The 14290-nt window shown below is 34.1% G+C and carries 12 protein-coding genes; all 12 read right to left on the minus strand.

Annotated elements, in window-relative coordinates:
* Positions 1-2: 2 nt before the first annotated feature.
* The 12 genes from U9K52_RS18205 to U9K52_RS18260 all read right to left on the minus strand — a co-directional run bounded on the left by U9K52_RS18205 (position 3) and on the right by U9K52_RS18260 (position 14286).
* A complete protein-coding gene (locus tag U9K52_RS18205; RefSeq protein WP_322927667.1) occupies positions 3-695 on the minus strand; it encodes an FkbM family methyltransferase in 693 nt (230 codons plus the stop codon).
* Positions 692-1897, minus strand: coding sequence for a glycosyltransferase family 4 protein (locus tag U9K52_RS18210; RefSeq protein ID WP_322927668.1), 1206 nt, complete (start codon positions 1895-1897; stop codon positions 692-694). Before U9K52_RS18210 ends, U9K52_RS18205 begins: the two co-directional genes overlap by 4 nt.
* A gap of 4 nt (positions 1898-1901) precedes the next feature.
* A complete protein-coding gene (wecB, locus tag U9K52_RS18215) occupies positions 1902-2975 on the minus strand; it encodes a non-hydrolyzing UDP-N-acetylglucosamine 2-epimerase (protein ID WP_322927669.1) in 1074 nt (357 codons plus the stop codon).
* On the minus strand, positions 2972-4084 hold the full coding sequence (locus tag U9K52_RS18220) for an O-antigen ligase family protein (RefSeq protein ID WP_322927670.1): 1113 nt from the start codon (positions 4082-4084) through the stop codon (positions 2972-2974). Before U9K52_RS18220 ends, wecB begins: the two co-directional genes overlap by 4 nt.
* 104 nt (positions 4085-4188) lie before the next feature.
* Positions 4189-5478 (minus strand): oligosaccharide flippase family protein, encoded by a 1290-nt coding sequence (locus U9K52_RS18225; RefSeq protein WP_322927671.1) that lies wholly within the window; start codon positions 5476-5478, stop codon positions 4189-4191.
* Complete coding sequence (locus tag U9K52_RS18230; protein WP_322927673.1) at positions 5471-6628, minus strand: glycosyltransferase; 1158 nt, start codon at positions 6626-6628, stop codon at positions 5471-5473. Before U9K52_RS18230 ends, U9K52_RS18225 begins: the two co-directional genes overlap by 8 nt.
* A gap of 1 nt (position 6629) precedes the next feature.
* Positions 6630-7640 carry a Gfo/Idh/MocA family oxidoreductase gene (locus U9K52_RS18235; protein WP_322927675.1) on the minus strand — a complete coding sequence of 337 codons (1011 nt, stop codon included), beginning with the start codon at positions 7638-7640 and terminating at the stop codon, positions 6630-6632.
* Positions 7641-7648: 8 nt separating this feature from the next.
* Positions 7649-8221, minus strand: coding sequence for an acyltransferase (locus U9K52_RS18240; RefSeq protein WP_312172431.1), 573 nt, complete (start codon positions 8219-8221; stop codon positions 7649-7651).
* A 14-nt stretch (positions 8222-8235) separates the two neighbouring features.
* The gene (locus tag U9K52_RS18245) at positions 8236-9369 is read right to left on the minus strand and encodes a DegT/DnrJ/EryC1/StrS family aminotransferase (RefSeq protein WP_322927676.1); all 1134 of its coding nucleotides are present in this window, start codon (positions 9367-9369) and stop codon (positions 8236-8238) included.
* 27 nt (positions 9370-9396) lie between these two features.
* Entirely contained in the window at positions 9397-10587 is a 1191-nt protein-coding gene (gene lhgO / locus U9K52_RS18250) for an L-2-hydroxyglutarate oxidase (RefSeq protein WP_263601394.1), read from the minus strand.
* 10 nt (positions 10588-10597) lie between these two features.
* Positions 10598-11890 (minus strand): nucleotide sugar dehydrogenase, encoded by a 1293-nt coding sequence (locus U9K52_RS18255; RefSeq protein WP_263601395.1) that lies wholly within the window; start codon positions 11888-11890, stop codon positions 10598-10600.
* Positions 11887-14286, minus strand: a complete 2400-nt coding sequence (locus U9K52_RS18260; RefSeq protein WP_322927677.1) for a GumC family protein — start codon at positions 14284-14286, stop codon at positions 11887-11889. The genes U9K52_RS18255 and U9K52_RS18260 overlap by 4 nt, the downstream gene beginning before the upstream one ends.
* Positions 14287-14290 lie beyond the last annotated feature (4 nt).

Genomic DNA, 14290 nt, shown 5'->3' on the forward strand with positions numbered 1-14290 from the left:
ATTTAAATCTTTATAAATGATAATTCTTCCATTCCGTCCGAAATTCCAAATAATTTGTATCCTTTTTTATCCAAAGTATCGAGCAGTATTTTTGTTTTTTCTTTGCCATCAGAAAAAAATCTTTCATGAATTTCGATTAAAATTTGGTCTATCTGTACGGGTGCAGACAATATACTGTCTAAAATTTTATATTCTGAACCTTCTATATCAATTTTCAGGATATCAATATGAGAATGTCCCAGCTCCTGAACGATATCCGTAAGGCACTTCATAGGTGCCTTCACTTTTTTATTATCATCAACATTCTCCTGATGAATAACACTTCCGGAAACATGGTTGTCATTTTTTGGCAGTAAAAACTCTACTATTCCTGTTGTATCATCGATCCCATATGGATAGAAAACAAATTCTTGAGGAGTTTTATATTCTCTGACCCATTTTATGGATTTTGGAGTAGGGTCAAATGCAAAAACATGACATCCAAACTCTTTTATCAGAGATTCATCAAAAGAAATATCTTCTCCTACCCCGAAAGAATATATAATGGATTGTTTATTAATTTTTTCCGGGCAAACATAAAAACCGCCATAATCATTACCATACCACACATGATGAATCTTTATATTTCTTTTCAGGTATGTAATTCTGCCAGTGATGGCTTTAACTTTGGTTTTTATTTTCGTAATCAGGCTCATGGTTTGTTTTTTAAATGATATCTTTTATGTTCTTTTATCATTACTTCTGTAAACTGTTGTGCAATAGGCACAAAGTTATAATTATCTACTATATTTTTTCTTGCATTTTTTTTGTAAACTTCAAATTCTTCCGAAGGCATATTTCCAAATTTTTCAATAGCGCTTCTAAATTCCTCCACAGAGTTTTCTGAGAAGATGATCCCTTTTTTATTTTCTGCCCTTGAAACATTAATTTCATTTTCCTCAAGAACAACAGGAAGTTCACAAGCCTGTACTTCATAATAGCTCATGCTGCATTGCCTTGGAAATATAGCTACATCTGCCGTCTGGTAAAATTTAGCCAGATCAAAATAGGTCTGAGTAGGGTATCTTATAATATTATTTTCAGACTGTGAAAATAATTGGTTCACCTCCTCACCATATTCATCTTTTGGTGTATTTCCGACAATGATAAATCTAATATTTCTATTTTGTAATTTAATCTTTTTTCTTAATGATTCTGCAAGAAATTTTCCTCCTTTGGCAGGATCCATTTTTCCGGCATAAATTACAACAAAATCGCTATCATCAATTCCTAATTCTTTTCGGAATTTCTTTTTTGCTTCCGGATCCGGTCTGTAGAATTCCGTATCTGTTCCAAAAGATAATAATTCTGTTTTTGAAAGGGGAATATGATAATGTTTTTCTACAAAATCCGTATCTACTACTCTTATAAGTGGTATATTATTTTTTAAAATAACAGGGGTAACAAACCTTCTGTAAAAAGATCTGAAATATTCTCTGAATTTATTTTCAGAGGCCATTTCCAGCATGTGGCAGTCTAAAACATAGGGTACATTCATTTTTTTATAATCCCAAAGCAGTTTTATACCGGTCACAGTATCTTCATTATGAATAAAAAGGACATCTGGATTTAAAGATTTTATTAATTTATGCAAGCCCGGTTTAAAAATGGCCCTGCCACTGTAATATGCATATAATGGATGCCTTATAATCTTCACCCCTGTCGCTTCTTCAAACCTTTTATCTTTTTCTATTATATTATCTTTTCCAAAAAAAGAGGTCAGAAATGTAGGAATTTTATCTAATTCTCCTGCAACAATAATCACCTCATGGCCTTGTGAAGCCTGCAGCCTGGTAAGTAAATTTATCTGGTATCCTGCATTAGGATGTACGAAATCTTCAACGTGTACAAATCTCATCTTACTATTTTTTTAGTTGCTGAAGAATAAAATCTCCAGACTTTCCGTCACCATATAATTCTTTATCAAATGTTTCCTTACGATCAAAAATTCTAAATGCATTATTCAAAATATCATTTTCGTTGATCTCTGACAGAATATTATACCCATTATCAACCAGCTCTCTCCATTCCGTTTCATTGCGAAGAGTAAGGCACATCTTTTTAAAGAAATAAGCTTCTTTCTGAAGACCTCCGCTGTCCGTAATGACAAATCTGCAGTTATTAAGACACCAGATCATCTCCAAATATCCGAGTGGCTCCAGGAAAATAATATTAGGATATTCTGTTTTATAGTCTGAGGTAATATCTTCTAATTTTGATTTTGTTCTTGGGTGCAATGGCAAAACAATTTTGACTTTTTCCCCTACTCCGTTCAATGATTTAAAAATAGTACGCAATTTTTCAGTACTATCCGTATTTTCAGCTCTGTGAACTGTACATAAAATAAAATCTTTCGGAACTTCTTTGTTAAAGCTAATCCGTTTTTTAGAATAAAACATGGAGGCATCCAGCATGATATCGCCTGTTCTTATAATTTTTTTATCCTTAAAATTTTCAAAACCTTCTTTTTTTAAATTTTCTACGGCGTAGTCTGTAGGGCAAAAAAGGATATCGCTTAATCTATCAGTAATAATTCTATTGATCTCCTCCGGCATTTTATTATTAAAAGATCGTAAACCTGCTTCTACATGCGCTAATTTTATATGCAGTTTTGATGCGACCAAAGCTCCTGCCATTGTAGAATTTGTATCTCCGTATACTAAAATCCAATCCGGTTTTTCTTTTAGCGCTACCTGTTCTATTTCGGTCATCATCTTACCGGTCATTTCTCCATGAAGTTTGCTTTGGATATTTAAATTATATTGAGGCTTCGGAATATCCATTTCTTCAAAAAATATTTCAGACATATTCTCATCATAATGCTGTCCTGTATGAACAAGAATTTCTTCAGTTTCAGGATCGTTCATTATTAATCTGCTTAAAACAGCTGCTTTTATGAATTGAGGTCTGGCTCCGATTATCGTTAATATTTTCATTTGTATTCTGAATCGTTTTTAATTGTATTTAGATCTATGGAGGAAATAACAGCTAATGATGATATATACACCCACCAATATGTAAATCCTAATGAATCACTATTGATAACACCAATTATAGGAATTACAATTACACTGGCATAAAAGATTCTTTTTAAAGATGAATTAATGTAGGAGTTAGTATAAATCTTCCGCATGATTAAAAAAAGCCAAATGACGAAGAGAAGAAATATAAAAATCCCGTATTGTGAAACAATTTCCAGAAAAAAGTTATGTGGATTTATGATTCCCTGGTGGCGCGGTGCTTTAGCCATATGAGTTTCAAAAGCTCCCGCTCCCACTCCAAATCCATTAGTTTCAAATAGGAAGTCAATCCCTGATAAGAACACCCCTTTTCTTATATTGGCAGAAGTATCTTCGTTGTAATCAACATTTACCCTGTTATTAAATAAAATCTCAATATTATCTGTAATATTATTGGGCAAAAACTTATAAGAAACAAGAAATAATGCTGTTAAACCAAGAACGGCAAATATATTTCTGGCTTTCAGTCTTAGCAATGATAAAAAATAAATAGCAACGACTACCATAGACGTTCTATTAGTATTAATAAAAATAATAAGGATGGAAACTCCCAGCAAGATCATATATAAAATTTTCCTTACTTTATTTTTATCATCCATCAGCGCCCAAAAGATCATGGGAAGGCATAAACATATATACACACAGTAATTATTATAATTACCGAAAAAAACAGCAGCAAAAGGAGCATATATTCCTATTCCTCCAATAAGCCTGTCTTCTTCAGAGTATGCAAAGTGTGTCATGGTAACGATCTCATAAATAGCAAACGGAATTGTAAAACACAGTCCTAGGATCCAACCATTTCTAATAATAAGCAGGCTTTTTTTATCATTTTTTAATAAAAGAGGAAAAAATAAAAGGCTAAGCATACCTATCGCCATAACAATTAATTCTGAATTAAGCCCTGCTACCGGATCTGCACTCCAGAAAAGAGTGATAACCCCATAGACCAGCCAGATAAAATAAGTCTTGAGCCCAAATTGAATTGTCTTGTTATAGCTTAAGTGTGTTTTATTAATAAACACGTTCAAAAACAACGGTATCATTAATATTAATAATCGTGAAGGCTGGAAAGATCCGCCCAATCCTCCAAGACATAATAAGAATATTATAAAAAAAACAAAATACATTAATGGTTTGCTTTTAAAATCATTTTTAAATCATCTAATTTGGGTACAAGATAAGAAATAATACGGGTATCCGTCATTTTACAATATACCACTAAGCTTGTAATAAATAAAGTACCAAATGAGATTGAAGTTGCAAGTGCGGCTCCCTGAAGACCTAATCTGGGAATAAATATTATATTGGTAACAATAGTAATGATCAGAGCCATTACATTAAGATATATATTCATTTTGGGCTTTCCTTGCGCGGTATAATCAGCACTGATGATTTTAGCACCTCCAAGGAGTATGACTCCGGGGGCAAGAATCAAAATAAGATTTTTGATCAATAAAAATTTTTCTCCAAATAATAAAGGAATAAGATAATCACTTAATATATAAAATGCAAAAGTTGCAATGGTTGTGAAAAGGAGTATCGTTCTGGTAATAATAGGGATGAGCTTTTTCCTAAGATGTTTAACACTCGGATTTGAAAATAATGGGTATGTAATGGATGACATGGTGCTCGAAAGAAGCCAAATAAAATCTACAATTACCAGACAGGTTGAATAAAAACCAACATCTTTTGAACCTAAAAAATAACCTATTATAAATATGTTGATTCTATAATTAAGAAAGGTCACAATATTAGAAAGATACGACTGAAAGCCATAACGGAATATATACCGTGATATTTCTGAACTAAAAAACCGAAGGTTATTAAAAATATTATATCGAACGGATAAGAATATGATTAAAGATATTGAAGATATTATATAGCCCAGCATAAAAAATAATGCTGTTTTTTCTAATGTAAGATTGAAAAATTTAATTGATATTGCCAGTGAAGTGGCCAATGTAAGATTAGGAAGAATGGTAAATATCGAATAATTTTTAAAATCCATACTTCCCATCAAAATTGAAAAAAGAATATTGGAAAATAGCATACCCACACTGCTAATTACCATATACATCTTTATGTTATGCGGAATCATATTAAAGTCTGAAAGGTGCAGATTATAAAAAATCAGGCTAAAAATAAGAAATGATACCACAGATAAGATTGCACCCAGACAAAAAGTATTAATCAGTGCATTTTCCGGTTTATATTTTTTATTTTGCAATACATATCCTGTCGCTGCATCTACACCTAAAGTAGCAAAAGTAGAGGAAAGACTGATTATATTTAAAAAAATAGAATAAATACCATAATCTTCAACAGTAAGGTTTTTAACAATCATTGTTGTTCCAAGAATTGAGATCAAAGCACCTAGTCCCCGTCTGATCATTAAAATGATAATATTCTTAGCCATTTAAAACTTCTCTATATACATTAATAATCTTCTCACTCACCACATCTTCTGAATAATTATCCCTGCAATAATCAATTATTTTTTTATTGTCATAATTATTCTCATTTGCCAATATTAGTTTCATTGCCGAATATAATTCATCTGCAGAACCTTTTTCTACAATGATTCCTACCTCATCATTAATAATATGCTCGGGGCCTCCACATCGTGTCGCAACCGTTGGTAATCCCATTGCAAGTGCTTCAATAATTACAACACCAAAGGTCTCCTGTAAGCTTGGCGAAATATAAAAATCCGCTTTCTTTAGATTCTCCAATACATTTTCGCGGTCTAGCTTTCCCAATAAAAAAACACGATCCTCCATTTTAAGTTCTTTAATCTGGTGTTCGATATTTTTCTTTTCACTACCATCTCCTCCTATCCATAATTCTACATTTGTATTTTCTTTATACAACATAGAAAAAGCTTTTATTAAAATATCAAGACCTTTTACCGGAATGAGATTAGATAGTGTAAAAAATATTTTTTTTTGTTTATCTCTTGGAAATGATAGCCTTTTATTTCCTTCTTCAAAAAAAACATTTTGAATGGTATTAGGAATCACATTCCAGGTACTTCCCAGCTTTTGTGAAAGAGTCTGTGCCAAACTTTCGCTCACCGCAATATTATAAGCACAATAATCAATGTTTGATTTGAATATTTTTAAATCCTTTTTATTATATCCATTCATTGCAAAGCCCGTAGAGTGCTCTGTAATAACAAAAGGAATATTATACTTTTTGTTGATATATTTAATAATATCCCTTGCAATGGTTATAGAATGTACATGAATAATATCTGGTAAACCATTGTCATTTATATATTTTTCAAAAAGATGCTTGCAGGTGGTAAACCATCTTTTATTATTCAATTTCTCTAACAACGGATAATGCCATATTTCCTGTGTGTAGGTTATTACTCCATTAACATTCATAAACTGATTTTGATTTCCTGAAACATCAAAATCTTTAAAACTTCTGAATAATGGTGATACAACACCTACCTTATCAATTTTTTTCGATAAAATCTCGGCTTGTTCCTTAAAAAAAATCCCTACGATAGGTCTGTGTCTTGAAGAGTACCATGAAGGAATTATAAGCAAATGTTCCATATTATTTTAAAGCATAAATCCTTTCAATAATGTCTACTACTTTAAGACCTTCCAAAGCATTTGTTGTAATTGTGTTTCTCCCTTTCAGAACATCCACTACATTTTCTATGATATAATGGTGGTTTGCAGCAGAACCCTTGTAGGCACCGTAATCATTTCCAGGATTGGTAGGGGGTAACTCCGGCATTATATAATCCTTAATATTGCAGATTTCCACCTTGTCCATATATTGTCCGCCAATTTTTACGGAACCGTTTTCTGCAATGATGGTCATGGAGCTTTCAAGGTTTTGGTTCCATACAGAAGTAGAATAATTCAGAGAACCCATGCCGCCGTCAACAAAATCAAAATTTACAAATCCTGAGTCTTCAAAATCAGTGAGGTCTTTATGGTTGAAATCGGCAAATTTACCCTGAATATTGGTAATATCACCAAACAGCCAATACATGATATCTATAAAATGGGAAAACTGGGTAAACAATGTTCCGCCGTCAAGCTCTATTTTACCATGCCATGACTCCGGTTTATAGTATCTGTTGTCCCTGTTCCAATAGCAATTAAGCTGAACCATATAGATCTGCCCCAATTTACCGCTTTCTATCATTTCCTTGATCCATACAGAAGGTGGGGAATACCGATTCTGCATAACGGCAAAAATCTGTTTATGTTTGTGCAAAGCCTGGAAAATAAGTTTTTCGGCATGCTGTTTTCTTAGTGCCATCGGTTTTTCCACCACTACGTGCTTGCCTGCAGAAATCGCCAGATGAGCCTGTTCAAAATGAAACCCGTTGGGCGATGCGATATTGATAACGTCTGCTTCAATTCCGGAATTTAAAAAATCGTCTAAAGATTTAAAAAAGGGCACATGATAGCTTTCGATTCCTAACTCCGACTGATCTTTTACATCTATTAAGGCTACCAATTCACATTCAGGATTTCTGGAAACCATCTCGGCATGTCTTTTTCCGATATGACCACAGCCGACAACTGCAAATTTTATTTTTTCAGACATTTTATATTCTAAATTTTCGAAACTTTATTATTTTCCAATTTGTACTTTTCACCGCTTTCTTCGCACAGTGCAAATCCTTCAGCATCGAAATTAAGACGGTGTCCAAATTCACTCATCCATCCCATCTGTCTTGCAGGATTTCCTACAACCAATGCATAATCGGGAACTTCTTTTGTCACTACCGCGCCTGCTCCTATAAAAGCATATTTCCCGATATTGTGTCCGCAAACAATGGTAGCATTGGCTCCTATTGATGCTCCTTTCCCTACATGGGTTTTAAGATATTCATTTTTCCTGTTTACGGCACTTCTGGGGTTAATGACATTGGTAAAAACCATTGAAGGACCGAGAAATACATCATCATCGCATGTTACACCTTCATATATTGATACATTATTCTGAACCTTTACATTTTTCCCTAAAATTACTTTAGGAGATATAACTACATTCTGACCGATATTACATTTTTCTCCCAGAACACAGTTTGTCATGAGGTGAGAAAAGTGCCAAATCTTGGTTCCTGCTCCTATTTCACAACCTTCATCGATAACTGCTGTTTCGTGTGCAAAAAAATCCGACATGCTATCTTTATTTTTTAATTATTAGTTTTAAAAAAGTTTTTAATCTCAGAAATTATATAATCTGAAATCTGTTGATTAAATTCTGTATGAACAGGAAGAGAAATTACTTCCGAACAAAGTTTTTCCGTAACCGGCAGGCTAAAGCCTTCTTCCACATATTGTTCAAAAGCCTCCTGTCTGTATAATGGCAGCGGATAATAGATCATGCTGGGAATATCTTTTGCGGCCAGGTATTGTTGCAGTGCGTCTCTTTTTCCATTTTTCACTTTCAGCGTGTACTGGTGAAAAACATGGGTGGCATTTTTTGCCCTTTCGGGAACTTGGATTTCAGGTATTTCTTTAAGATTTTCATCATAATATGCAGCCATTTGATTTCTCGAAGCCGAATATTGATCAAGCTGTTTCAATTTAACCTTTAAAACAGCTGCCTGAATGGTATCCAGTCTTGAGTTGCATCCCAGCACTTTATGATAGTATTTTTTTTGCTGCCCATGATTGGCAATCATTCTGATTTTTGCCGCCAGATCATCATCATTTGTCATTAATGCTCCCCCGTCTCCATAGCATCCCAGATTTTTGGAAGGAAAGAAGGAGGTGCATCCGATATGACCTATTGTTCCCGTTTTCCTGGATGTTCCGTCTGGAAATGTATAATCTGAACCTATGGCCTGAGCATTGTCTTCAATTACAAATAGATTGTGCTTTTCGGCAAAATCAAGAATTTTTTTCATCTCTGCACTTTGCCCATATAAATGAACAGGCACAATAGCCTTTGTCTTTGGGGTAATATAATTTTCCAATCCTTCTGGAGCAATATTGAATGTATTTTCATCTACATCCACCATAATAGGTTTTAGCCCTAAAAGTCCCATTACTTCCGCGGTAGCTACATAGGTAAAGGCAGGACAGATTACTTCATCTCCCGGTTTTAAATCCAAAGCCATCATTGCAATCTGTAAAGCATCTGTTCCGTTTGCACATGAAATTACATGTTTTACGTTTAGGTATTTTTCAAATTCCTGCTGAAATTCTTTTACTGCTGGTCCGTTAATAAACGCGGTATTATCAATGCATTCCTGAATTCCTGCATTGACTTCCTCCTTTATTTTTTCGTATTGACTTTTTAAGTCAACCATCTGAATTTTCATACAATTTGTTTTATCTGAGTGTTTTCATTAGTTTTCTACTAATTTACTGATTTTCTCTCCAATGGAAAGGCAGGAAGTTGCAGCCGGTGAAGGTGCATTTCTGACGTGAATAATATTGCCGTTCTTTACAATATCAAAATCATCAATTAAGGTTCCGTTTCTGTCGCAGGCCTGTGCCCGGACACCTGCTCCTCCCGGTACAAGATCGCTTTCCTGTATTTCGGGAAGCAGCTTTTGCAGTGCTTTGGTAAAAGCCGCTTTTGATAAAGAGCGATGCATCTCTCCCAGTCCGGTTTTGCCATACTTGCCAACAATTTTTCTGAAGCCGGGCCAAAAAAGGGTTTCCATGGTTTCAGAAAAATCAAAATCAAAAAAACGATATCCTTCTTTTCTAAATGCCAGAACGGCATTAGGTCCGGCTTCAATATTTCCATCAACCATTCTGGTAAAATGAACTCCCAGAAAAGGGAAATTAGGATCCGGAACAGGATAAATAAGATGTTTTACCAAATATTTTTTTTCATCTTTTATTTTATAATACTCTCCGCGAAAAGGAATAATAATGACATCATTCTTATCATTGGTCATTTTAGTGACCTTGTCTGAATATAATCCCGCACAGGAGATCAGCTTTTTTGTTTTGAATTCTGAATGGCCGGTTGTAACAACGATTTCATCATTTTTATTAATGATATTTTTAACCTCGTTATTAAATCTTATTTCACCGCCTAATTCTTCAAAAAGCTCTTTAATTTTACCTGCGATTCCCGGGTAATCGATAATTCCTGTCTGCGGAACTTTTATTGCCTTTACCCCTTCGCAATGAGGTTCAATTTCGCGAAATTCTTCTCTTGAGAGGTATTTAAGATTCTGAAGGCCATTATCTATACCTCTTTTGTAAATATTATCCAGAAGCGGTAATTCTTCCTGTGAGGTTGCAACAATAATTTTTCCGCAGAGATCATATTTGATTCCGTATTCTTTGGCAAAATTAATGACGGAATTATATCCTTCAATACAGTTTTTTGCTTTTAAACTTCCCGGTTTGTAATAGATTCCGCTATGAATTACTCCACTGTTGTGCCCCGACTGATGTGCAGCCACATTATTTTCTTTTTCTAAAATTAAGATCTTAGAGGCGGGATTTTTAAGTTTTGTCTGATATGCCGTGGCTAACCCTACTAAACCTGCACCAACAATAATGATATCGTAGTTCATGTTTATTATTTTATAATCTTGCGTCTACTAAATTCCGGTCAAAACAAGCTTTAGTATCAAAAACTACGGCATTATCCTTTTTCAGCTGATTAAGATCCAGCTGGATAAATTCATTATGCGAAACCGCTACAATAATTGAATCGTATTTTTTCCCTTCAATTAAAGTATCTAAAATATTTATCCCGTATTCATGCCTTATTTCATCTTTATCGGCCCAGGGATCATAGATATCTATATTTACTCCGTAGTCTTTAAGTTCTGTATAGATATCAATTACTTTAGTATTTCTTATATCGGGACAATTTTCTTTAAAGGTAACACCTAAAATCAGCGCTTCCGAATCTTTGATAACGCCACCTTTCGCGATGAGAAGTTTTACCACTTTGGAAGCAATAAATTTGGCAATAGAATCATTCACACGACGTCCGGATAAGATTACATCAGGATGATATCCTAACTGTTCTGCTTTATGGGCAAGATAGTACGGATCTACGGAGATGCAATGTCCGCCCACTAAACCAGGTTTGTATTTGAGGAAATTATATTTTGTACCGGCTGCTTCTAAAACATCGTGGGTATCGATTCCTAATCTATCAAAAATTAAAGCCAATTCGTTTACAAAAGAAATATTCACGTCACGTTGCGCATTTTCTATTGCTTTTGAAGCTTCTGCAACTTTAAGGCTTGGCGCTTTATGTGTTCCTGCCGTAATAATTTTTTTGTAAAGATTATCTACTTCTTCAGCTGTTTTTTCTGTAGATCCGGATGTAACTTTTTTAACATTTGTAAGTGTATTGACTTTATCTCCCGGGTTGATTCTTTCAGGAGAATATCCTACAAAGAAATCTTCATTGTATTTTAATCCGGAATGTTTTTCCAGTACAGGAACACATTCTTCCTCGGTGCAGCCGGGAAAAACTGTAGATTCATAAATCACAATATCATCTTTTTTGATGATACCTCCCAGCATTTTCGAGGCCGAAATTAAAGGATTAAGATCCGGTGCATTGTACTTGTCAATGGGAGTGGGAACTGTTACAATGTAAACATTTGACGAAGCAATATCGGATAATTCGCTCGTTGCTTTGTATCCTGTTGATCCATTTGTTTCATTGTATTTTTTTAAGCTTTCATCGAGCTTTTTTTTATCTGCTTCCAGAGTAACATCGTTTCCCTGGTTAAGCTGATCAACTCTTATAGGGTTAATATCAAATCCCAGTACAGGATAATGATTTGCAAACTCCAGAGATAGCGGTAACCCGACATACCCCTGTCCTATAACAGCTATTCTATATGATTTCATCTTTGTGTAAATTTATCTTTAATTTTTTCAAACCATGTTTTATCATGGACATTATTATATCCATATCCATATTTATTATTATATCCTAAATTTTCTCGGCTTACGTCATTGAGTACAAAACCTACATTTTTGATCTTATTTTGATCAATATTGGTATTGGCAAATTTCAACAAGGACTTCTCTGTATATTTGGATCTTGAAACATAGATAGTCATATCAGCCATTTCTGCAATAAGGAAGGTATCCGTAACGAGGAGCAGCGGCGCGGTATCTAAAATAATGTAATTGTATTTGTCCTTCAACGCTTCCAATAATGCTTCATATCGTCCGTTTGAAAGCAATTCTGTAGGATTCGGCGGTATCATTCCTGAATAAATAACATCCAGATGAGGGTTAAACGAAGAAACATGAATGATATCTTCCAATTTGGTATCATCGGAATAAAGATACTCCGTAAGTCCTGCAAGACCTTTTCGTGCAGGATTATATCTCTGTAACTGCGGGTTTCTGATATCTGAACCAATGATAATTGCTTTTTTCTTAGGATTTGCCAGTGTTAAAGCGAGGTTAACCGATGTGAATGTTTTCCCTTCACCTTTTACAGTAGAGGTAACAAAAATAACTTTTCCTTTATTATCTTTAGGAAGCATAAAATTCATATTGGTAATAAGAATTCTGAAAGCTTCTGCCATAGGTGTTATATCATTTACTTTCACAATTTCTGAATCGCCACTTTCAAGGCTTGGCAGCTCTGCAATAACAGGAGCCTTTATTAAAATTTCCAGATCATGTTTGGTTTCAATCTTATTATTCAGAAGCTCTTTCAGATAAATAATAAGAAACGGCACTAATAATCCGATAAAAATTGATGCAAGAAGTACAATATTTCTGTTTGGCGAAATAGGCGCTGTAGAGGCATATGCTTTATCAATAACCCTTGCCTTGGGAGCGGTGATAGACTGTGCAATAGCCGTTTCCTCTCTTTTCTGCAAAAGAAGAAGATATAAATTTTCCTTAATTTGCTGTTGCCTTTCAATACTTCTAAACATTTTTTCTATGGAAGGAAGCTTTGAAATTTTTCCTGAAACTTTGTTTTGTTCTCCCTGATATTCATTTCTCGCCAGCTCAAGTCCCGTTTTGTTTCTCTGAAGACTTTGCATTATGGAGTTTCTCATGGATTGAATCTGCTGGGTAACATCAATAATGACAGGGTTATCCGGTGTTCCGGATTCTAACAATTTATTTCTTTGTATTACTAATTGGTTATATGCTGAAATTCCTGATACAGCTTCAGTGTTATTAAGCCCGATATTTGAAGGTAACACCTGATATTGACCTTGATTAGAAACAAATCTTATTAAAGAATTTGTAAGCTCCAGCTGGGCATCAACTTCCAGTTGCTTGGCTCTTGCATCAGCAGAGCTTTCGAGGTTTATTCTTGCTTCGCTTTCAAGGTCTGTAAGATTATTTCTTGATTTAAAATTTTCCTTTTCATTTTCTACTTCACCCAATTCTCCTGAAAGCTTTTTCACTCTATCTTCAATAAAATCCAGCGTCTTTTGAGATTCCAGATTTTTATCCAGGATCGCTTCATTGTTATAAGCAATCACAAGATTATTCAATACATCTTCTGCTTTTGATATTTGCGGATATTTAAAATCCAGCTTTAAAACAGTTGCATCTTTGGTAATTAAAGAAACATTAAGTGCAGACTGAAGGTTGTTAACTGTACTTTCTAATGACGAGATTTGTAACTCAATATTTTTTGCATCAGCTCCTTTTATTAATGACGGATTGAATTGTCTGTTTTTAGTAATAATAATATTTGCGAAAGGAAGTGATATCGTCTTTCCGTATGTGGTTACAATTGGTTTTTTTAACTTTTCTGAATTGAGTGTCAGTTTATCTCCGTCAATATTAAGTTTAATAGTATTACTTGATGCATCGCTTGGTTTTTCAGAAATTATTTTCACATCAATGGGCGAGCTTAATTTGTATAGCTCAAGCGTTCTAATTCTTCCTTTTGCTATAACAGTTGTCTGAAGATTCTTGTTAAGAACAACCTCACGCATCAATTTTTTTGATTTTAGGATCTCTATTTCATTAGCAATGCTGTTTGTTTTTAGCCCTCCAAAACTGGTTAAGTCCGGCAATACACCAAGCTCATTACCTACAGGAGAAACTGAGCTTTTTGCATCTTTTATTAATACAGTAGATTGTGTATTATAAACAGGAACCATAAGCTTTAATGAAACATATCCTATAACAAATGCAACTACTGCACTTACTATAAACCATGGCCATTTCCTCAAATAGGGTCTTATAATCTCATTTATATCAATACTATTTGATTCGTTATTTGCTTTTAAATTTCCTGGGTTATTTTGGTTATTCATCAAT

The sequence above is a fragment of the Chryseobacterium sp. MHB01 genome (assembly GCF_034651565.1).
GTDB lineage: Bacteria > Bacteroidota > Bacteroidia > Flavobacteriales > Weeksellaceae > Chryseobacterium > Chryseobacterium nepalense.

Excerpts from the sequence above, each read along its gene's own strand:
- U9K52_RS18210 (WP_322927668.1), bottom strand. The coding sequence starts at position 1,897 with ATGAGATTTGTACACGTTGAAGATTTCGTACATCCTAATGCAGGATAC.
- U9K52_RS18225 (WP_322927671.1), bottom strand. The coding sequence starts at position 5,478 with ATGGCTAAGAATATTATCATTTTAATGATCAGACGGGGACTAGGTGCT.
- U9K52_RS18230 (WP_322927673.1), bottom strand. The coding sequence starts at position 6,628 with ATGGAACATTTGCTTATAATTCCTTCATGGTACTCTTCAAGACACAGA.
- U9K52_RS18205 (WP_322927667.1), bottom strand. The coding sequence starts at position 695 with ATGAGCCTGATTACGAAAATAAAAACCAAAGTTAAAGCCATCACTGGC.
- U9K52_RS18260 (WP_322927677.1), bottom strand. The coding sequence starts at position 14,286 with ATGAATAACCAAAATAACCCAGGAAATTTAAAAGCAAATAACGAATCA.
- U9K52_RS18235 (WP_322927675.1), bottom strand. The coding sequence starts at position 7,640 with ATGTCTGAAAAAATAAAATTTGCAGTTGTCGGCTGTGGTCATATCGGA.
- wecB (WP_322927669.1), bottom strand. The coding sequence starts at position 2,975 with ATGAAAATATTAACGATAATCGGAGCCAGACCTCAATTCATAAAAGCA.
- U9K52_RS18245 (WP_322927676.1), bottom strand. The coding sequence starts at position 9,369 with ATGAAAATTCAGATGGTTGACTTAAAAAGTCAATACGAAAAAATAAAG.
- lhgO (WP_263601394.1), bottom strand. The coding sequence starts at position 10,587 with ATGAACTACGATATCATTATTGTTGGTGCAGGTTTAGTAGGGTTAGCC.
- U9K52_RS18255 (WP_263601395.1), bottom strand. The coding sequence starts at position 11,890 with ATGAAATCATATAGAATAGCTGTTATAGGACAGGGGTATGTCGGGTTA.
- U9K52_RS18240 (WP_312172431.1), bottom strand. The coding sequence starts at position 8,221 with ATGTCGGATTTTTTTGCACACGAAACAGCAGTTATCGATGAAGGTTGT.